Origin of the sequence: Rhodococcus sp. BS-15 (assembly GCF_000813105.1) — a bacterium.
Classification (GTDB): domain Bacteria; phylum Actinomycetota; class Actinomycetes; order Mycobacteriales; family Mycobacteriaceae; genus Rhodococcoides.
This window is the reverse complement of record NZ_BAOX01000073.1, coordinates 1-19,006: the sequence shown is the minus strand read 5'-3', so window position 1 is coordinate 19,006 and position 19,006 is coordinate 1. Positions and strand designations below refer to the sequence as shown.

Below are 19,006 nucleotides of genomic sequence, written 5' to 3'. Positions count from 1 at the left end.
CGACGCAGGCGCAGTTTCGATACCGCCGGAGGAGATCGACCTCTCCGACCCGGTCGCCTCACCGCCGACGATGAAAGCGTGGGCGAGCACGACGGAGCGAACGCGTTGCCCTGCCTCGCTTCTCGTCGCGAGTCGCCGCGCACCCGATCCATCGCGGCACCGAGCACGTCGGCATGGGTACGCGCAGTGGGAACGTCGAGTTCGAGGCGAGTGGTTTCGGGCTCGAGATACGGAATGCCGTAGAACGCAACGCGGCCGTGCTCGTCGTCGATGACGACCGGGGTGGCGACGTCGCCACCCGCGTCATCAGATGCAGCCCTCCTGCCGACGCGAACGCGGCGCCCGCGCCCAGTCGCGCGGGTGAATCGTGGTTTCCCGACGTTGCGACGATCACGGCACCGGCCGCTCGAATGGCCTCCAGTCCGCGGTTGCAGACCAGGACGGCATCGGCACTGGGCACAGCGCGGTCGTAGATGTCGCCCGGCACCACCACCACGTCGATCGATTGTGCCGCAACCAGTTCCGCAATTGACCCCAGCACAGCGCCCTGATCGGCCAACAGGTCGACACCATGAAAGGTGCGACCGATGTGCCAGTCCGAGGTGTGCAGGATTCTCATACGGACGACGCTATCGGGAACCACCGACAAACTCCTCGAGGTGCCTCGGCCTGTCGGACGTGAGCTGCGGTGCACGCCGTCGCGAACCGAAGTTGTCGGTACCGTCCTGCATCATCTGCCCCATGAACATTCTCACCGCGTTCGGACTGCTCGTGGCGCTCGGTATCGGCGCGGTCGTCGGCTGGTTGCTGCACGCATCACGGATGGGCGATCGTGCCGTTCGAGCCGAAGCTCAACTGGCCGCGCTGCGCGAGCACGAGGGCATGCTTCGGCAGTCGCTGAGTGCGGTCAACGAGGATTCGGCGCGTCGCAATTCGACCGTGATCGGCCAGCAGGTCTCGCACCTGGTCGAGCCGTTGCACGACGCCGTCGATGCGCTCTCCGAGCACGTGCGGCAGGTCGAGCACAATCGCATCCGGGCGTACGCGGGACTGTCGGAGCAGGTCACCGGTATGCATCGTGCGTCGATGCATCTGTCTACCCAAACCGGTCAGCTGGTCACGGCGCTGCGCGCACCGCAGATCCGGGGCCGGTGGGGCGAGATCCAACTCGAGCGCGTCGTCGAGCTCGCGGGCATGCTCAAGCACTGCGATTTCGACACGCAGGTCAGCAAGGACGGCATCCGACCCGACATGATCGTCCGTCTCGCCGGCGGTCGACAGATCGTCGTCGACGCCAAGGTGCCGTTCGCGGCGTACCTCGACGCCGCCCAGGACGAGGATCCCGACGCGCGGGAGAAGAATCTGCGACGCCACGCCAAGCAACTGCGGACCCACATCGACCAGTTGGCCGACAAGGCGTACTGGCAGGCGTTCGAGCCGACGCCGGAATTCGTCGTGCTGTTCGTTCCCGGCGACCCGTTTCTCGACGCTGCCCTGACATCGGACACCGGTCTGCTCGAGTACGCCTTCGGTCGGAACGTGATCCTGGCCACCCCGACCACCCTGGTCGCGTTATTGAGGACCGTCGCCTACACCTGGAAGCAGGAGTCACTGGCCGAGGACGCTGCACGCATCCAGCAACTGGGACGCGAGCTGTACACGCGGATCGGTGTGGTCTCGACACACCTGGACAAGCTCGGTGCCCACCTCGGCAAGGCCGTGGAGTCCTTCAATTCCACCGTCGGGTCCGTCGATACCCGGGTGAGCGTGACGGCGAGAAAGCTGCACGAGCTCGAGCTGTTCGACGCCGAGCCGGTGGACATCGCCCGAGTGGACGAGCGGCCCAAACTGTCCGATTCGTCCCGCTACCGGCACGACTTCGGTCATGTCAGCGATGCAGTCGGCTGAACAACGGCTAACCTCGGGGGGTGTCTACCTCCCAACGTGCCCGCTCCGGGGTACCGCTGGATCACCGATCCATCCTCGCGACCCTGCCCGGCGTTCCCGCATGGGGTGCCGTCGCGATCGCCGCGGGACTGACTTTTCTCGGATTTCTGATCGATGCCGCACGCGGTACCGAGCTGACCGGTGCGTTCGCGTTCATGTACGTCCTGGGCTGCATCGCCGGCGTTCTTCTCGTCCGCTTCCGCGGACTGTTCACCGCGATGGTGCAAGCCCCACTGATCCTGTTCGTGGCCGTGCCACTGTCGTATCAGTACTTCACCGAGAACGCAGGAACCAGCCTCAAGGACATCCTCCTCAACGTTGCCATTCCGCTGGTCAACCGGTTTCCGCTGATGCTGCTCGGCACCGTGGTCGCCGTCGGACTCGGAGTTCTACGCATCGTGCTCAAACGGCAGAACACGCATGCCCCCACCCTTCGACGCAGCCCGAAGCCCAGCGACGACAAGCCCACCAGAGCCCAGCGCCGGGCACAGGAAGAGCGCCCCGAACGGTCGCGCAGGCGAGCAGCCGCAGCCGATCGCAGCACCGACTCCGCAGCCGAGGCCACCGACATCGTGCCCGGGCCGTACGTCGGTCGCCGAAGCACCGATTCTCGTCCGCGTCCCGACACCGAACCTCGCGTGAGTTCGACCCCTCGCCCCGGCTCCCGCTCTGCGGAAGATCCCAGCGCGAGTCCCCGGCGATCGTCGGCATCGGCACCGCAGACTCGATACGCCGCCACCGACTCCCCTCGGCAGAACTACAAGCCCGAATACCAGCGAACGCAGTATCCGCAGGCACAGTCACGTGAACCGCAGTCACGCGAGGCACAGTCACGCGAGCCACAGCGACCACAACCGTCCGAGTCGCGCTACTCGGCAGCGCCCCGGTACTCGACCGAACCCCGGCGCGAGCGATCGGCCAGAATTCAGGCTCCTCGCGAGGTTGCCGATCCGTACAGCACCGGAGCCAGGCCCGTCGTGACTCCTCGGACAGGCGCTTCCACGGCACACAATTCGTCCGCAGGTGACGGCCAGGGAGATCACGCTCTGCCCACCTCGCACCGGGACGACATTCCCCCGCATCCGGTGCCGCGGGTTGCTATCGCGACCGCCACAGCGACTAGTTCGTACACCGAAAGACGCCCCGTATCGGTTTCCCTGCTCCTGGGCATGGGTTCCGATACGAGGCGTTGACTCTTCGTGGACCGTGCTCCTAGCGAGCTGGGCGCAGCTCGCGGGGCAGGGAGAACACCAGCGTCTCGTTCGCGGTGGTGACCGGCTGTACGTCTGCGTAGCCGTGCTCGGCGAACAGTTCGATGACGCCCTGCACCAGGATCTCCGGTACGGACGCGCCCGAGGTGATGCCGATCGTCTCGACCCCGTCGAGCCAGGCCAGGTCGATTTCCTTGGCGTAGTCGACGAGGTAGCTCGCTCGCGCACCCGCGCCCAGTGCAACCTCGACCAACCGCACCGAGTTCGAGGAGTTCTTGGAGCCGACGACGATCACCAGATCGCATTCCGGTGCCATCGCCTTCACCGCGACCTGACGGTTCTGCGTGGCGTAGCAGATGTCGTCGCTCGGCGGATCCTGGAGCGTCGGGAAGCGCTCACGCAGTTTCGCGACCGTCATCATCGTCTCGTCGACGCTCAACGTGGTCTGGGACAGCCAGATGACCTTGTTCTCGTCTCGAACGGTGACGTTGGCGACCGACTCGGGGCCATCCACCAGCTGAATGTGCTCGGGAGCTTCGCCTGCGGTGCCCTCGACCTCCTCGTGGCCCTCGTGGCCGATGAGGAGGATGTCGAAGTCGTCCCTGGCGAAGCGCTTCGCTTCCTGGTGCACCTTGGTCACCAACGGGCAGGTGGCGTCGATGGTGCGCAGGCTTCGCTCGGCGGCGGAGGTGTGTACGGCGGGTGAGACGCCGTGCGCGGAGAACACCAGCAGCGATCCCTCGGGAACCTCGTCGGTCTCCTCCACGAACACCGCGCCGCGATCGGACAGCGTCTCGACCACATGCCGGTTGTGCACGATCTCCTTGCGCACGTACACCGGCGCACCGTGCTGCTCCAGCGCTTTCTCGACGGTTTCGACCGCACGATCGACACCCGCGCAATAGCCCCGCGGCTCCGCGAGCAGCACTCGCTTACCCCCGGCGTACGAGGACTTACCCGCACCGGCGGACTGTGCAATACCAAGATTCAGAGGAACAGCCGAAGACATACCTCCCAGGATACGTGCACCGAGCTCGCCTGCCTCGTTTCCACGTCCCTCGACCCCGGCCGCGAAGGGTCGTACAGCCTGTCGGCTACCCAAAGTTCACCGTTTCGGGCAGTCTGGTGCACATGACTCGAGTCCCCTTTGCAGCGCGTGTGGCTGCAGGCGTCGCCGTGACCGTCGTGGAAGAGGCTCGCAAGCTTCCCGGTTCCGCCCTGATGCTGCCGATGACGGTCGTCAGCGAGGCACTGGCGCGCAGTATGCGATTCCAGCAGCAGGTGACGGCGTTGGCCATCAAGGGCGATCTGGTCATCGCGAACTTGCCGGTCATCGGGACCCCGAGCGAGGAGCAGCCCGCCTGGGCCAGCTTCGACGAGGACGGGGACGAGACCTTCGACACCGAGTCGAGATTCGACGCCGCTGTGATCACCGACGACGTCGATGTGCCCGACGCCCCCGTGGCCGAGCCGGTCGCGGCGAACGGCCGCTTCGCTCTGTACTCGACGCCTCCGCTGGACGAGCCGGTTCAGGACACCTCGGCCAAGCGCGCTCCCTCCGCCGACAAGCCCGAGATCGTCGAGATGATCGACTTCGACACCCTCGCCCTGGCACAGCTGCGCGCCCGCCTGCGCACGCTCTCGATCGAGGACCTCGAAACCCTGCTCGACTACGAGAACGACACGCTCTCTCGCGCGCCCTTCCAGACGATGCTCGCCAACCGCATCACCACCGCCAAGGCCAAGTGAGCACTCCCCCAACCCAGTCCGGTCCCAACCAGCCAGGCGCGAGCACCGCCGAACAGCCGTGGCCGGTGCGTACCGTCGCCATGAAGGTTGCCGGCTGGATCGACAAGCTCGGCTCCATCTGGGTGGAGGGGCAGCTCACCCAGATCAACGCTCGTCCCGGCACCAGGACGGCCTTTCTGACGCTGCGTGATCCGTCGGCCGACATGTCGCTGTCGGTGACCTGTTCGCCGCAGTTGCTCGACCGTTCCCCCATTCCACTGACCGAGGGTGCGCGCGTCATCCTCTACGGCAAGTTGTCGTTCTTCACCGGTAGGGGAACAATCTCGCTGCGCGCCACGGACATTCGCGCGGTGGGCGTCGGCGAACTGCTGGCTCGTATCGAACGTCTGAGAGCTCTGCTCGCCGCGGAGGGTTTGTTCGACCCACGCCTCAAACGTCCGCTGCCGTTCCTGCCGGGCACCATCGGATTGATCACCGCGCGCGCCAGCGCAGCCGAGAAGGACGTGCTGACCGTCGCGCAGAGGCGTTGGCCCGCGGTCCGATTCGAGGTCCGCAACACACCGGTCCAGGGCCCACAAGCTGTTCCGGCGATTCTGGACGCGCTGAAGGAGCTGAACGACGACCCCGCCGTCGACGTCATCATCCTCGCCCGCGGCGGCGGTAGCGTCGAGGATCTGCTGCCGTTCTCGGACGAGGCTCTGTGCCGCGCCATCTCCCGCGCCACCACACCCATCGTCAGTGCCATCGGCCACGAGCCAGACAGCCCACTGAGCGACCACGTCGCGGATCTGCGGGCCGCAACCCCAACCGATGCCGCCAAACTCGTGGTGCCCGACGCCGTCGCCGAACAAGCCCTGGTCTCGGAATTGAAGTCGAGAAGTGCTGCAGCGCTGCGCAATTGGGTCGAACGCGAGGCACGCGGCCTGGACATGCTGCGACACCGGCCGGTGCTGGCGGACCCACTGGCCTCGCTCGAGCAACGTCGCGAGGAGGTTCGACGACTGCTCGACGCTGCCCGACGCGACGTGCAACGCGAACTCACCACGCAGGACACGCTCGTCGAACATCTGCGGGCCAGGCTGTCGACGCTGGGTCCTGCTGCCACACTTGCTCGGGGCTATGCCGTCGTACAGCGGGTGGTCGCGGGTTCGGATCCCGAGGTTCTGCGTTCGGTCGAGGACGCACCACCGGGTACACAGATCAGAGTGCGCGTGGCCGACGGTGCCGTCACCGCCGCAGTCATGGGGCGAGTCAAATGACAGAAGGAGTACGCATGAGCGAGAACGACAAGCCGGTATCGGAACTGGGCTACGAAGAGGCCCGCGACGAGCTGGTGGGCGTGGTGAAGATCCTCGAGCAGGGCGGGCTCGATCTCGACGCCTCTTTGGCTCTGTGGGAGCGGGGAGAGCAGCTGGCCACTCGTTGCGAGGAGCAGCTCGCAGGTGCCCGCAAGCGGATCGAGACCGCGCTCGCGAGCACCGAGAAGGACAGCTAGGGCGCGAGCGGTTCGGTGACCTCGAGGGCCTGGGCGAGCGTGGTGAAGTCCACATCGTTCGCGGTACCGCCCAGCAGTATTCGCACGTCGCCGAAGTCCGAGACCCAGTACTTCCGCGAGCCTTCCTCGCCGTAGACGACCCAGTCTCGACCCGAGACGTTCTGCGCGCCCGACGCGTACACCGTTTCCTCGCCGGCCACGAAAGGAACCAACACTTCCTCGACGGCGCTGGTCTGGGTCAGCTGCAGATACGCACCCGATCCGGTGATGTATCCGACAGTCGACACCGGTCCGCCGTTGTCGCCGGAGATCGTGGGACGACTGCCCGAGTTGGGCGTCCAATCCTCGGGAACAACCGGATTACGCACCGGAAAACCGATTTCGGACGCGTCGTACTGCAGCGCGGTGTCGATGTCGAAGTTGGGAATGGGCCCCTGCCTGGGCCCGCCGGGGCTCAACGAGCATTGACTGGCGATACCCGCAATCAACAAACACGCGATGACCAGCGGAATGAGCGACCACACCATGTCGCGGCTGTTGTTGAGAATCCGGGGTTTGCTGTTCGCCACATCTCCAGTATCCCCTCTGCGCAGCAGTGCTCGGTCGGCGCGTGCCTCACAGACGACCCGACCCCACCGCGGGCATCACAGAAGTGAGATAATCGCGCCTGGGTAACACCCCACCAACCAGGAGGCTACAAACCGATGACGGCCAGCACCGAGTCCACTCGCGCCATGGCGCCAGATCGCAACCTCGCACTCGAACTCGTCCGCGTCACCGAGGCCGGTGCGCTCGCCTCGGGTCGCTGGGTCGGTCGCGGCGACAAGGAAGGTGGCGACGGAGCAGCAGTCGATGCCATGCGGCAGTTGGTCAGCTCGGTCTCGATGCGCGGAGTCGTCGTCATCGGCGAGGGCGAGAAGGACGAAGCGCCGATGCTCTACAACGGCGAGCAGGTCGGCAACGGCAACGGCCCCGAGGTCGACTTCGCCGTCGATCCCGTCGACGGCACGACGTTGATGGCCAAGGGCATGCCCAACGCCATCTCGGTTCTCGCGGTCGCCGAGCGCGGCGCGATGTTCGATCCGTCCGCCGTCTTCTACATGAAGAAGATCGCCGTCGGACCCGACTTCGCCGACGTCATCGACATCACCGCACCGGTCGCGGAGAACATCGCCCGCGTCGCCAAGATCAAGAAGGGATCCACCTCCGACGTCACGGTGTGCATCCTCGACCGACCCCGGCACGCCGAGCTGATCCAGCAGGTGCGCGACACCGGCGCCCGCATTCGACTGATCTCCGACGGCGACGTCGCCGGTGCCATCGCCGCCGCCCGACCCACCTCTCCCATCGACATCCTCATGGGCACCGGCGGAACCCCCGAAGGCATCATCGCCGCGGCCGCCATGCGCTGCATGGGTGGCGCGCACCAGGGCATGCTGCTCCGACCGACGACGACGAGCGCCAGAAGGCGATCGACGCCGGACACGACCTCGATCGCGTCCTGTCCACCGAGGACCTGGTCTCGGGCGAGAACGTCTTCTTCACCGCGACCGGCGTCACCGACGGCGACCTGCTCCAGGGCGTCCGATACTCGGGCGGCGGTGCGCACACGCAGTCCATCGTGATGCGCTCGAAGTCCGGCACCGTCCGCATGATCGACGCGTACCACCAGCTCAACAAGCTCAAGGAGTACTCGAACATCGACTTCGACGGCGACACCTCCGGCGCCATCCCGTCCTTCTGACCGTCCGCTCGACGAAGTTTCCATTCACCTACCGAGGCAAGAGGTCAATGACAGAGAACGAACAGCAGTTCCGGATCGAGCACGACACCATGGGAGAGGTTCGCGTTCCCATCGATGCGCTCTGGCGTGCCCAGACGCAGCGTGCCGTGGAGAACTTCCCCATCTCGGGCCGTCCGCTCGAGCGCACTCAGATTCGCGCGATGGGCCTGCTCAAGGCAGCCTGCGCGCAGGTCAACAAGGACCTCGGTCTGCTCGACGGCACCCTGGCCGACGCGATCATCGCCGCCGCCACCGAGATCGCCGACGGCAAGCACGACGACCAGTTCCCGATCGACGTCTTCCAGACCGGCTCGGGCACCAGCTCGAACATGAACGCCAACGAGGTCATCGCGTCGATCGCGAAGGCGGCAGGCGTCGAGGTGCACCCCAACGATCACGTGAACATGTCGCAGTCCTCCAACGACACGTTCCCGACGGCCACTCACGTCGCCGCCACCGAGGCAGCCGTCACCTCGCTCGTGCCCGCACTGCGCCACCTCCACGAGGCTCTCGTGGTCAAGGCAACGGAGTGGAAGCACGTCGTGAAGTCCGGCCGCACCCACCTCATGGATGCCGTTCCGGTCACCCTCGGACAGGAATTCGGCGGCTACGCCCGTCAGATCGAAGCCGGCATCGAACGCGTCGAGGCCACCCTGCCGCGGCTCGGCGAACTGCCCATCGGCGGCACCGCTGTCGGCACCGGACTCAACGCACCCGACGGCTTCGGACCGAAAGTCGTTGCCGCACTTGTTGCGTCGACCGGTATCGATGCACTCACCGCCGCCAAGGATTCGTTCGAGGCGCAGGCCGCACGCGACGGACTCGTCGAGGCGTCGGGCGCACTGCGCACCATCGCGGTCTCACTGACCAAGATTGCCAACGACATTCGCTGGATGGGATCGGGACCGCTCACCGGACTCGGCGAGATCGCCCTCCCCGACCTGCAGCCCGGTAGCTCCATCATGCCCGGCAAGGTCAATCCCGTTCTGCCCGAGGCTGTTACGCAGGTCGCGGCTCAGGTCATCGGCAACGACGCCGCGGTCGCATTCGGCGGCGCATCGGGCGCATTCGAGCTCAACGTGTACATCCCGATGATGGCGCGCAACGTACTCGAATCGTTCAAGCTGCTCGCCAACGTCTCGGTGCTGTTCGCAGACAAGTGTGTCGTCGGCCTCGAAGCCAACGTCGAGCACCTCAAGACCCTCGCCGAATCCTCGCCGTCCATCGTGACGCCGCTGAACTCCGCGATCGGCTACGAGGAAGCCGCCGCCGTCGCGAAGCAGGCACTCAAGGAGAAGAAGACGATCCGTCAGACGGTCATCGACCGCGGACTGATCGGCGACAAGCTCAGCGAAGCCGAACTGGACAAGCGCCTCGACGTCCTCGCCATGGCGAAGGTCAAGGACTAGCTTTCCTGTTCGCCCTGCCGGACCTTTCGAAACGGGCCGCCCCCGGCGGGATCGATGTGGGTTTCAGTCACTCTGACTGCAACAAAGTCGCATTGATCCCAACCGGGGGCGGGTTCGTTCGAAGGGGGCGAACCTCAGGCCAGGTGCGCGAGTTCCTCGCGTGCCTTCAGGCCGTCCTCGCCCAGATCGGTGCGGTCGAAGATCTTCCAGCCTGCGAGCAGTGGCTTGAACACCTTGTCGCGTTCCTGATCGGCGTCGTAGATTCCGGCTTCGGCGAGGGCGGCGGAGCTGCTGCCGCGGTCCGGGAGATCGACCTCGGGAATCTTGAATCCGTTGATCCGGTCTGCGATGGCGCGGGCGGCCTGGTCGGGCACCACGGCGAATGCCTCGTCGATGATGTTGGCGTAGAACGTCGACTGCAGCGCGTCGTCGTCGGCGATGCGGCCGAGGATGGTGGCCAGCATCGGATCCTTGCCGAGGGCGATGGTGTTGCGATTGCGCAGCGAGGCTGCGGCTTCCTCGATGGCGAAGTGCGCGAGGATGTCGAGCAGACCCTGGCTGGGAGCGTCGAATCCGAGTGTCATGTGCTCCATCCGAACCCGCTCGAGGGCGACCGGATCGACTGCGCGGGTGAGCACCAGGAAGTTGCGCAGCACGATGGACTGTCGGTTCTCCTCCGACGTCCATCGGCCGGTCCACTTCCACCAGGCCCCGAGGCCGGTGAGCGCGTGGGCCAGTTCGCGGTGGTACGCGGGCAGGTTGTCGGCCACCAGCACGCCGACCGTGGCGGACAGGATTTCGACATCACTGAGGTGCGACTGCTCCGGCGTCCAGTCCTCGCCGCCGAGGAACGCGAAGTTCTTGCCCTCGTCGAACGGCGCGAGATCGTGGGGATGCCAATCGTTGGCAGCCTCGATGTGGCGTCGTAGATTCTCTTCGACCGCGGGCTCCAAACGGACCAGCAGATCACCGTCGGACAGGTTCGTAGACATGCGGTAACCGTAGCGCCTACACCTGAGCGCCCGACGTCGTGCCCCTGACCATTGTGAATTCTCCTAACGCCAGGTCGTTGCGGGTCTATTCTCAGGTGCATCCAGTCATCGAAGTGAGGACTCCTCATGATGCGGTCGGGTCGAAATTTTCTGTGTCTTGCTGTTGTGTGCTCGATGGTGGTGCTGGTCGGGTGCTCCGACAACGCACCCACTGCAGAGAGTCCTCCGACCTCCGAGCCTGCACCGACCGGCGACCTCTCCCCTGGTCAGGTCGCAGGAGTCGATGTTCCCGACGGCCGCGTCGACGAGGCGGTCGGCAAGCTCGACGGCATCGCCGAGGAGCTGATGGCGGCGTCGAACATTCCCGGTATGGCCATTGCCGTCGTGCACGGCTCGGACGTCGTCTATTCGAAGGGCTTCGGCGTTCGCGAAGTGGGCACGGACGACCCCGTCGACGGTGACTCGGTGTTCCAGGTGGCGTCGCTGTCCAAATCGGTCGGTGCGACGGTCATCGCGTCACAGGTGGGAGCGGGCGTAGTCGACTGGTCGACGCCGGTGGTCTCGCAGCTGCCGTGGTTCGCACTCGACGATCCGTGGGTGACCGAGAACATCACGGTCGGCGACTTCTACGCCCACCGAAGCGGGCTGCCCGAGCATGCCGGGGATCTGCTGGAGGACCTCGGCTACGACCGGCGCCAGGTTCTCGAACGCCTTCGGGAGGTGCCCCTCGACCCGTTCCGCTCCACGTACCACTACACCAACTTCGGGATCACGGCCGCGGCCGAGGCCGTCGCTGCGGCGTCGGGCAAGGACTGGGACACCCTCGGCCAGGACACGATCTACGGCCCGCTGGGTATGACCTCGACCAGCTCGTCGTTCGCGGACTACATCGCGCGCGCCGATCGGGCCGTACCCCACGTACTCGTCGACGGCGAGTATCAGGCGAAGTATCAGCGGGAACCCGATCCACAGACCCCGGCCGGTGGCGTCAGCTCCTCGGTGAACGACCTCGCGAAGTGGCTGACAATGATGATCGCCGACGGCAACCACGACGGACGAGAGCTCGTGAATCCCGACGCCTCCTGCCCGCGGTCAGCGCGCAGATCGTCTCGAGCCCGTCGGCGACACCGGACTCACGCGCCGGCTACTACGGCTTCGGGTTCAACGTCTCCACCAGTGCGGCCGGCCGCGCGACGGTGAGCCATTCCGGAGCGTTCGCACTCGGAGCCGGCACCAACTTCGTCTGGATTCCTTCACTGGACGTCGCCATCGTCGTGCTGACGAACGCCGCGCCCCTCGGCATCGCCGAAACGGTGACCGCCGAGTTCGCAGACCTCGTTCAGTTCGGTGAGGTGCGGGAGGACTGGCGAACGCTGTACAAGAATGCGTTCGCCGGGATGAGCGAACCGGAGGGCGAGCTCGCAGGCAAGACCGCCCCCACCAATCCCACTGCGCCACAACCCCTCGCGTCGTATGTGGGGGTGTACCAGAACAGCTACTGGGGGCCGGCGACGGTAGCGGAGATCAACGGGGAACTGACGTTGGCTCTCGGACCGAACGGAACCTCCTACGAGTTGACGCCGTGGGACGGTGACACGTTCACGTTCGAGCCGAGCGGTGAGAACGCGCCAGACGGGTCCATCTCCCAGGCGACGTTCAACGCGAATACGCTGACACTCGAGTTCTTCGACGGCGATGGATTGGGGCGGTTCACGAAATGACCGAGACACAGCAGGCGACCGAGACCGTAGTGAATCTGTTCGACGCGTTGAGAAGTCGAGACACCGAGCGCGCGATGTCGCTTCTCGACGACGACATCGTCTGGCACAACGTCGGATTGCCGAAGGTGCGCGGCCGCTCGAACGTGGGCAGGTTCATGGCCACGCTTGCCGAGCCTGCGTTCGGCTTCGACGTGATCGTGCACAACATCGCCGCCGACGGAGATGTCGTGCTCACCGAACGCACGGATGTGCTGATCTGGCGGCGGCTCCGAATCGAATTCTGGGTGTGCGGAACCTTCGAGCTGCGCGACGGCAAAGTGGCCGTGTGGCGGGACTACTTCGACAACGTCGACTTCCTGAAAGGTCTTGTGCGAGGAACATTCCGGGCCGTGACGGGCCGGTGACCCTTGTGAGCGGAACTTCGTAGTGGGCTACGAGGCAGGAGTGGAGCCTGCGGAACGACCCGCAGGCTCCACGCTCACAGGGGGGTCAGGCTCCCGAAGGCCCGAACTCTTCGAGCATTTCCGTCACCAGTGCCGCGATCGGTGAACGCTCGCTGCGAGTGAGGGTGATGTGCGCGAAAAGTGGGTGACCCTTCAGCTTTTCGATCACTGCAGCGACGCCGTCGTGCCGTCCGACGCGCAGGTTGTCGCGCTGAGCGACGTCGTGGGTGAGTACGACGCGTGAGCCCGAACCCAGCCGGGACAGAACCGTCAGCAGCACGTTGCGCTCGAGTGACTGTGCCTCGTCGACGATCACGAAGGAGTCGTGCAGCGATCGACCGCGAATGTGCGTCAGTGGCAACACTTCCAGCATTCCTCGGGCGATGACCTCCTCCATCACCTCCGGGCTCGCGAGCCCTTCGAGGGTGTCGAAAACCGCCTGTCCCCAGGGGCCCATCTTCTCGCTCTCGCTACCGGGGAGGTAGCCGAGCTCCTGGCCGCCGACGGCGTAGAGGGGCCGGAAGACAACGACTTTCCGATGCGAGCGACGTTCGAGGACGGCCTCGAGTCCGGCAGTCAGCGCCAGAGCGGACTTACCGGTGCCTGCCTTTCCACCGAGTGAGACGATGCCGATGCTCTCGTCGAGCAGAAGATCGAGCGCCACCCGCTGTTCAGCCGAACGGCCGTGCAGACCGAACGCCTCACGCTCACCGCGCACGAGTTGGATCTGCTTGTCGGGCGTGACGCGCCCCAGCGCACTCTGCCGTCCGGCAAGCAGTCGAACTCCGGTGTGGCACGGCAGGTCTCGCGCCTCGGCCAAGTCGATGACGCCGTCGTTGAACAGCGTGTCGACTGCGTCGGACGGCACGTCGAGCTCGGCCATGCCGGTCCAGCCGGAGGGCACGACGTCGTGAGCGTGGTACTCGTCGGCGGGAAGACCGACAGCACCGGCCTTGACGCGCAACGGAATGTCCTTGCTGACGAGTACGACGTCCTTGCCCTCGGCCTTCAGGTTGAGGGCGCAGGCGAGGATTCGAGAATCGTTTGAGTCGGTGCGGAAGCCGACGGGAAGAACCGTGGGATCGGTGTGGTTGAGCTCGACTTGCAGTGTGCCACCGGATGTTCCGATGGGAACCGGCTGGTCGAGTCGGCCGAACTCGACGCGCAGGTCGTCGAGCATGCGCAAGGATTCCCGCGCGAACCATCCCAATTCGTGATGGTGGCGTTTGCCCTCCAACTCGCTGATCACGATCAACGGAAGTACCACATTGTGCTCGGCGAACCGAATGACTGCCCAGGGATCCGAGAGCAGGACCGAGGTATCGAGCACGAATGTCCGAAGAGGGGCGGAAACGGAGCGTGAAGTGGTCACGTGGGGCTCCTACGTCTGCGCGGCACCGCGCAAACTCTGTCGCTCGGCCGGTCGGGTCCGATGTGTCAGGTGACACGAGGACCGGGTACCGGCCCTCTCGCGCTCACTAGCTCAGTCACGTATCAGAACCTCCCGCACAGGTAGCTTCCCCGCTGCCTGTTACTGCCGACGGTACCGCCGAAATCGAGGTTCGGCTCGCTGGAAGTCTGGCGTGTCGGTGAACAACGCGTTACGGCCGAATCGCCCCAGGTCGGCAATCGGGCGGTGCCGAGAGCGCCCTCCCCCGACGCGGCGGGGCGTGAGCAGGATCAGCCCAGCAATCCCCAGTCTTCGAGGCCCTCGTACAGTGGCTTGCTCTGTGCCAGTTTCACGACGCGGTCCTTCAGGGAATCGCTGGCCTCGCCGGTGGCCAGTGCGGTGCCGATGATGTCGGCGACCTCGGTGAACTCGGCTTCGCCGAATCCGCGGGTTGCCAGTGCGCCGGTGCCGATGCGCAGGCCCGAGGTGACCATCGGCGGGCGCGGGTCGAAGGGCACTGCGTTGCGGTTGACGGTGATGCCGACCTCGTGCAGGAGGTCCTCGGCCTGTTGGCCGTCGAGCTCGGAGTTGCGCAGGTCGACGAGCGCGAGGTGTACGTCGGTGCCGCCGGTGAGGACGGAGATGCCCTTGTCTGCGACGTCGGCACCGGTGAGACGATCGGCGAGCAGTGATGCACCGAGGAGGGTGCGTTCCTGGCGTTCCTTGAACTCGGGCGTCGCAGCGATCTTGAAGGCGACGGCCTTGGCGGCGATGGCGTGCATCAGCGGCCCGCCCTGCTGGCCGGGGAACACTGCGGAGTTGAGCTTCTTGGCCCATTCCTTCTTGGCCAGGATGATGCCGGAGCGCGGTCCGCCGAGGGTCTTGTGCACGGTCGAGGAGACGACGTCTGCGTACGGCACGGGTGAGGGGTGCACGCCTGCGGCGACGAGTCCGGCGAAGTGCGCCATGTCGACCCAGAGCAGTGCGCCCACTTCGTCGGCGATGGAGCGGAACGCAGCGAAGTCCTGGTGGCGCGGGTACGCCGACCAGCCGGCGATGAGTACCTGCGGCTTGGCGGCGATGGCCTGCTTGCGCACCTCGTCCATGTCGATGCGGTGGTCTTCCTTGGACACCCCGTAGGACTCGACCTCGTAGAGCTTGCCCGAGAAGTTGAGCTTCATGCCGTGGGTGAGGTGACCTCCGTGCGCCAGGTCGAGGCCCATGATCTTGTCGCCCGGGTTGATCAGTGCCATCAGCACCGCCGCGTTGGCCTGCGCACCTGCGTGCGGCTGCACGTTGGCGAACTCGGCACCGAAGAGTTCCTTGGCGCGGTTGCGCGCGAGATCCTCGACGATGTCGACGTGCTCGCAGCCGCCGTAGTAGCGGCGGCCGGGGTAGCCCTCGGCGTACTTGTTGGTCAGGACGCTGCCCTGGGCCTGCAGTACCGCGCGGGGGACGAAGTTCTCCGAGGCGATCATCTCGAGAGTGTCGCGCTGACGCCCCAGCTCACCGGCCATCGCCTCGGCGACCTCGGGATCGAGTTCGGCCAGTGACAGGTTGTTGACGTCAGTCATAACAGGAGTCTCCAAGGGACAGCAGAATAAAGGGGGCTCGGCCAGTTTACGAGACGCGCAATGCACCGGGTGTCAGTGGCTCGTCGAGCAGCCTGCCGAACAGTTGCGCGCGCTCACCGGCCGTCGCACCACGGTCGAGCCAGCCGGCGAGCAGCTTGTAGCCCTCGACGTAGGTACTGATGTACGCGCGCCACAGCGGGGAGGACAGAAACCGCAGGCTGTGCCGGGCGCGCTGCGGCGATGCCAGCGACCATCGTTCCAGGTAGGCAGCGACGTCGTCCTCGCTCTTGTGCTGATCGTGCAGTAGCAGCGCGGCGTCCTGCCGGACCCCCAACAGCTGGCTCGACGCCGCCGCGAGACGCTCGGCCTTCTCGCCGTCGAATCGCAGTCCCAGATCGGCGTAGATCTCCTGCGCCCACAGGCCCCAGCCTTCGCCGACGACGGCCCCGAGCGCGTGATCGGCCAAGCCCTCGGCCATCAGGCACTGCGGAGTGTTGACCAGGAACAGCGTCTGCTCGAGCTGGCCTGCACCGACCAGTCCGGTCTCCTTGCGGCAGTGTTCGGTGTGGTGCCCCGGGTAGGACTCGTGCGCGATCAGGTGCGGCAGATTGGCCATCTGCTGCTCGATGTCGGAATTGATCGCCACGGTCGAGCGATAGTCACCGAGGTAATAGTTGAACCCGGACCACGGCTTGTCGCCGACGACCTCGTAGGTCACCTGCTCGGTGTCGGGCAGCGTGTATTCGGCGCGGACGCGGTCGCGCAGCGCGGACGAGAACGCCTCGACGCAGTCCTGCAGTCGGTCGGCCGGAATCACGTCCGCACGGCGATGCGCGATCAACCGTTCGCCGAGCGACCCGGGACCGGCGAGAACTTCGTCCATCTTGCGGTGTGCCTGCAGGTACTGGTCCTGATCGCCTGCGGAGATTCGGACGTCGAAGTAGGCGTACACCTCGTCGACGAAGCCGATGTCCTCGCCTGCGAACTTGCGCGCCGAACATTCCAGTGCGCGCAGGTGGACGTCGAGGAACGTCGTGCGCTCGGGTGTCAGATCGACGTTGCCGAGCTCGGCGCGCAGTGTCTGTGCTCGACGGATCAACTCGCGCGGCTCGGGCGCGGGGGCGTTCTCTGTGATTCGACGCAACTCGGGATCTCCGGTGTACGCGTCGACGAATCCGTCTTCGAGCCGGTCGAAACTCAGGCCCAGCAGCAGGTATTCACGAACGAGGGAAGCAGCATCCATATCCGAACCCTAGTACGGCGAACGACCCCGCCCGTGCGCGATCGACCGGCACCGAGCACAATCTGGAACCATGCGACTCGCGCTCGACAGGAGCTCAGCCGAACCCTCCGCAGCTCCGACCTGTTGGAGTCGTGCGTGAGCGAGTCCAGTCCGTACGTCGAGTTCGACCGTGTGCAGTGGCGCACGCTGCGCCAATCCACGCCGTTGGTGCTGACCGAGGAAGAACTCGTCGGTCTGCGCGGCCTGGGTGAACAAATCGATCTCGACGAGGTGGCGGAGGTCTATCTGCCGCTGGCACGACTGATTCACCTTCAGGTCGCGGCTCGGCAACGGCTGTTCGCCGCGACCGCGACGTTCCTCGGCGAGAAGCACCCCGACCGTCAGGTCCCGTTCGTCATCGGTGTCGCGGGGAGCGTCGCCGTCGGAAAGTCGACGACGGCCCGTGTGCTGCAGGCACTCCTGGCCCGATGGGACCATCATCCGCGGGTCGATCTGGTCACCACCGACGGATTCCTCTACCCGACGGCCGAGCTCATGCGTCGAGGCATACTGCACCGCAAGGGATTTCCCGAGAGTTACGACAGGCGTAAGCTGCTCAGATTCGTCACCGAGGTCAAGTCCGGGACCGAAGAGGTGGGTGCGCCGGTCTACTCGCACGTCTCGTACGACATCGTCAAGGGCCAGTACCACATGGTCCGGCAGCCCGACATCCTGATCGTGGAGGGGCTCAACGTATTACAGACCGGACCGCGGTTGATGGTCTCGGATCTGTTCGACTTCTCGATCTACGTCGACGCGCGGATCGAGGACATCGAGAGTTGGTACGTCAAACGCTTTCTCGCATTGCGCAAGACGTCCTTCACCGATCCGTCCTCGCACTTCCACCACTACGCAGGCCTGTCCGACGACCACGCGCAGATTGCGGCCGAGGATCTGTGGCATTCGATCAACCTGCCGAATCTGGTGGAGAACATCCTGCCGACGCGACCGCGAGCGACGATGGTGTTACGCAAGGACAACGACCACGCGATCAACCGGCTGCGGCTTCGTAAGTTGTAGACCATAATCCAGCAATGGCGGTGGAAAAGCGGTCGATCGGCGAGGTGCCGCTGATCGGTCGAGACGGCGAGCTGCAGCGAATCCTGCATGCCGCCGGCAGGTACGGCGGGATGGCCGTCAAGGCCGCGCCCGGTGTCGGCCGAACCCGCCTGTTGATCGAGGCGGTGCGGTCGCTGGTGCGCCTCGGGTGGCATCCCCACCGAGTGGTGACGGTGATGCCGACAGGTACCGGATTCGTCCCCGTCGAATCGGATCGAGCTCTGGCCGCCACGCTGGCCGACGCGCACGGCGGTCGACGCACCGTCGTGGTCATCGACGACGCCCAATGGCTGGCCGATTCGACCATCGAGCTCCTGGCGCGTCGCGTCGGATCGAAGGATCTGTTCGTGCTGGCCAGCGTCAGCGCGGGTCGACGCCGCACCCCCGTGCTCGACGCCCTGTGGAAGGACGGCGTGATCGACCGCATCGATCTCGAGCCGCTCACTCCCGAGCAGTGCCGGTCGCTGATCGAGTCGATGCTCGGTCGCAGCGGCGAAATCGTCGACAGTGCAGCAGTTTTCGCAGTCACCGCATTGTCCTCCGGCAACCTCGTGGTGCTCCGAGATCTGGTGGCGACGGCGGTCGAGCGCCGGGCGTTGACGGTGTCGTCGCACGTGTGGCACCTGTCCGCTCCCCTACCCGTGTCGGCCGGTCTGTCCGATGTGGTGCGCGATCATCTGGCCGAGGTGATCGCGCTCGCCGATTACGCCGGCGCGGCCGAGATCGACGACGCACTGGACATGGTCGCCCTGGCCGGTTCGCTGGAGTTCGGAGCCGCAGCCGCCGTGATGGATCCACGTCTGATCGAGGAACTCGAATCGGCCGGTGTGCTGACGATCCGCACCGAACAGAACATCGACCGGGTGACGTTCTCGACGCCCATCACCGCCCAGGTGCGCACCGAGGACATGGCCACACTGCGCAGGCGTCGCCTGAGCCTGACGGTCGCCG

General features: G+C 65.7%; 16 protein-coding genes and 3 pseudogenes. 12 read left to right on the top strand and 7 right to left on the bottom strand.

Annotated features, from left to right (window positions below):
- Positions 1-619: pseudogene (locus RHBS_RS11340) on the bottom strand (exonuclease SbcCD subunit D); the annotation flags it as partial.
- A 122-nt stretch (positions 620-741) separates the two neighbouring features.
- Here RHBS_RS11340 and RHBS_RS11335 point away from each other — a divergent pair.
- Positions 742-1,908 carry a DNA recombination protein RmuC gene (locus RHBS_RS11335; protein ID WP_094612409.1) on the top strand — a complete coding sequence of 389 codons (1,167 nt, stop codon included), beginning with the start codon at positions 742-744 and terminating at the stop codon, positions 1,906-1,908.
- Positions 1,909-1,928: 20 nt separating this feature from the next.
- On the top strand, positions 1,929-3,140 hold the full coding sequence (locus tag RHBS_RS28925) for a DUF6542 domain-containing protein (protein ID WP_187298446.1): 1,212 nt from the start codon (positions 1,929-1,931) through the stop codon (positions 3,138-3,140).
- 19 nt (positions 3,141-3,159) lie between these two features.
- Here RHBS_RS28925 and RHBS_RS11325 read toward each other — a convergent pair whose 3' ends face one another.
- Positions 3,160-4,167 carry a 4-hydroxy-3-methylbut-2-enyl diphosphate reductase gene (locus RHBS_RS11325; RefSeq protein ID WP_128645579.1) on the bottom strand — a complete coding sequence of 336 codons (1,008 nt, stop codon included), beginning with the start codon at positions 4,165-4,167 and terminating at the stop codon, positions 3,160-3,162.
- Between the two features lie 122 nt (positions 4,168-4,289).
- Between RHBS_RS11325 and RHBS_RS11320 the strand changes: the two genes are divergently transcribed.
- The 3 genes from RHBS_RS11320 to RHBS_RS11310 all read left to right on the top strand — a co-directional run bounded on the left by RHBS_RS11320 (position 4,290) and on the right by RHBS_RS11310 (position 6,402).
- Positions 4,290-4,907 carry a lipid droplet-associated protein gene (locus tag RHBS_RS11320; RefSeq protein WP_121873328.1) on the top strand — a complete coding sequence of 206 codons (618 nt, stop codon included), beginning with the start codon at positions 4,290-4,292 and terminating at the stop codon, positions 4,905-4,907.
- Positions 4,908-4,987: 80 nt separating this feature from the next.
- Complete coding sequence (gene xseA / locus RHBS_RS11315; RefSeq protein WP_237669164.1) at positions 4,988-6,166, top strand: exodeoxyribonuclease VII large subunit; 1,179 nt, start codon at positions 4,988-4,990, stop codon at positions 6,164-6,166.
- Between the two features lie 14 nt (positions 6,167-6,180).
- Positions 6,181-6,402: an exodeoxyribonuclease VII small subunit gene (locus RHBS_RS11310; RefSeq protein ID WP_037191413.1), complete on the top strand. Its 222-nt coding sequence runs from the start codon at positions 6,181-6,183 to the stop codon at positions 6,400-6,402.
- On the opposite strand, the gene RHBS_RS11305 is transcribed toward RHBS_RS11310, so the two are convergent.
- Complete coding sequence (locus RHBS_RS11305) at positions 6,399-6,971, bottom strand: DUF4245 domain-containing protein (protein WP_128645577.1); 573 nt, start codon at positions 6,969-6,971, stop codon at positions 6,399-6,401. The two genes, RHBS_RS11310 and RHBS_RS11305, sit on opposite strands and share 4 nt — an antisense overlap.
- A gap of 135 nt (positions 6,972-7,106) precedes the next feature.
- On the opposite strand from RHBS_RS11305, the pseudogene glpX reads away from it, so the two are divergent.
- From glpX to RHBS_RS11295, 3 genes and pseudogenes are all read left to right on the top strand, one after another.
- Positions 7,107-8,011: pseudogene (gene glpX / locus RHBS_RS11300) on the top strand (class II fructose-bisphosphatase); the annotation flags it as partial.
- 12 nt (positions 8,012-8,023) lie between these two features.
- Positions 8,024-8,146: a hypothetical protein gene (locus tag RHBS_RS32200; protein ID WP_374700577.1), complete on the top strand. Its 123-nt coding sequence runs from the start codon at positions 8,024-8,026 to the stop codon at positions 8,144-8,146.
- A gap of 47 nt (positions 8,147-8,193) precedes the next feature.
- Positions 8,194-9,594 (top strand): class II fumarate hydratase, encoded by a 1,401-nt coding sequence (locus tag RHBS_RS11295; protein ID WP_094612414.1) that lies wholly within the window; start codon positions 8,194-8,196, stop codon positions 9,592-9,594.
- Between the two features lie 134 nt (positions 9,595-9,728).
- Here the strand turns inward: RHBS_RS11295 and RHBS_RS11290 are convergent, their stop codons facing one another.
- Positions 9,729-10,586, bottom strand: coding sequence for an acyl-ACP desaturase (locus tag RHBS_RS11290; protein WP_128645576.1), 858 nt, complete (start codon positions 10,584-10,586; stop codon positions 9,729-9,731).
- A 129-nt stretch (positions 10,587-10,715) separates the two neighbouring features.
- Between RHBS_RS11290 and RHBS_RS32195 the strand changes: the two are divergent.
- Both RHBS_RS32195 and RHBS_RS11280 read left to right on the top strand, forming a co-directional pair.
- Positions 10,716-12,307, top strand: a pseudogene (locus tag RHBS_RS32195) (serine hydrolase).
- The gene (locus RHBS_RS11280) at positions 12,304-12,711 is read left to right on the top strand and encodes a limonene-1,2-epoxide hydrolase family protein (protein WP_128645575.1); all 408 of its coding nucleotides are present in this window, start codon (positions 12,304-12,306) and stop codon (positions 12,709-12,711) included. Before RHBS_RS32195 ends, RHBS_RS11280 begins: the two are co-directional and overlap by 4 nt.
- An 85-nt stretch (positions 12,712-12,796) precedes the next feature.
- On the opposite strand, the gene RHBS_RS11275 is transcribed toward RHBS_RS11280, so the two are convergent.
- From RHBS_RS11275 to RHBS_RS11265, 3 genes are all read right to left on the bottom strand, one after another.
- Positions 12,797-14,122, bottom strand: a complete 1,326-nt coding sequence (locus tag RHBS_RS11275) for a PhoH family protein (RefSeq protein ID WP_183130519.1) — start codon at positions 14,120-14,122, stop codon at positions 12,797-12,799.
- A 308-nt stretch (positions 14,123-14,430) separates the two neighbouring features.
- Positions 14,431-15,714 carry a serine hydroxymethyltransferase gene (gene glyA, locus RHBS_RS11270; protein WP_032394025.1) on the bottom strand — a complete coding sequence of 428 codons (1,284 nt, stop codon included), beginning with the start codon at positions 15,712-15,714 and terminating at the stop codon, positions 14,431-14,433.
- Between the two features lie 46 nt (positions 15,715-15,760).
- Positions 15,761-16,957 (bottom strand): DUF885 domain-containing protein, encoded by a 1,197-nt coding sequence (locus RHBS_RS11265; RefSeq protein WP_121873337.1) that lies wholly within the window; start codon positions 16,955-16,957, stop codon positions 15,761-15,763.
- Positions 16,958-17,080: 123 nt separating this feature from the next.
- Here RHBS_RS11265 and coaA point away from each other — a divergent pair, with 123 nt between their 5' ends.
- Together coaA and RHBS_RS11255 are read left to right on the top strand one after the other, a co-directional pair.
- Positions 17,081-18,016, top strand: a complete 936-nt coding sequence (gene coaA / locus RHBS_RS11260) for a type I pantothenate kinase (protein ID WP_179273561.1) — start codon at positions 17,081-17,083, stop codon at positions 18,014-18,016.
- A 14-nt stretch (positions 18,017-18,030) separates the two neighbouring features.
- Positions 18,031-19,006: hypothetical protein (locus RHBS_RS11255; protein WP_145977510.1), on the top strand; the 976-nt coding region annotated here is incomplete at its 3' end.

Excerpts from the sequence above, each read along its gene's own strand:
- RHBS_RS11280 (WP_128645575.1), top strand. The coding sequence starts at position 12,304 with ATGACCGAGACACAGCAGGCGACCGAGACCGTAGTGAATCTGTTCGAC.
- RHBS_RS11295 (WP_094612414.1), top strand. The coding sequence starts at position 8,194 with ATGACAGAGAACGAACAGCAGTTCCGGATCGAGCACGACACCATGGGA.
- RHBS_RS11265 (WP_121873337.1), bottom strand. The coding sequence starts at position 16,957 with ATGGATGCTGCTTCCCTCGTTCGTGAATACCTGCTGCTGGGCCTGAGT.
- RHBS_RS11290 (WP_128645576.1), bottom strand. The coding sequence starts at position 10,586 with ATGTCTACGAACCTGTCCGACGGTGATCTGCTGGTCCGTTTGGAGCCC.
- RHBS_RS11335 (WP_094612409.1), top strand. The coding sequence starts at position 742 with ATGAACATTCTCACCGCGTTCGGACTGCTCGTGGCGCTCGGTATCGGC.
- RHBS_RS11325 (WP_128645579.1), bottom strand. The coding sequence starts at position 4,167 with ATGTCTTCGGCTGTTCCTCTGAATCTTGGTATTGCACAGTCCGCCGGT.
- RHBS_RS11310 (WP_037191413.1), top strand. The coding sequence starts at position 6,181 with ATGAGCGAGAACGACAAGCCGGTATCGGAACTGGGCTACGAAGAGGCC.
- RHBS_RS11320 (WP_121873328.1), top strand. The coding sequence starts at position 4,290 with ATGACTCGAGTCCCCTTTGCAGCGCGTGTGGCTGCAGGCGTCGCCGTG.
- xseA (WP_237669164.1), top strand. The coding sequence starts at position 4,988 with ATGAAGGTTGCCGGCTGGATCGACAAGCTCGGCTCCATCTGGGTGGAG.
- glyA (WP_032394025.1), bottom strand. The coding sequence starts at position 15,714 with ATGACTGACGTCAACAACCTGTCACTGGCCGAACTCGATCCCGAGGTC.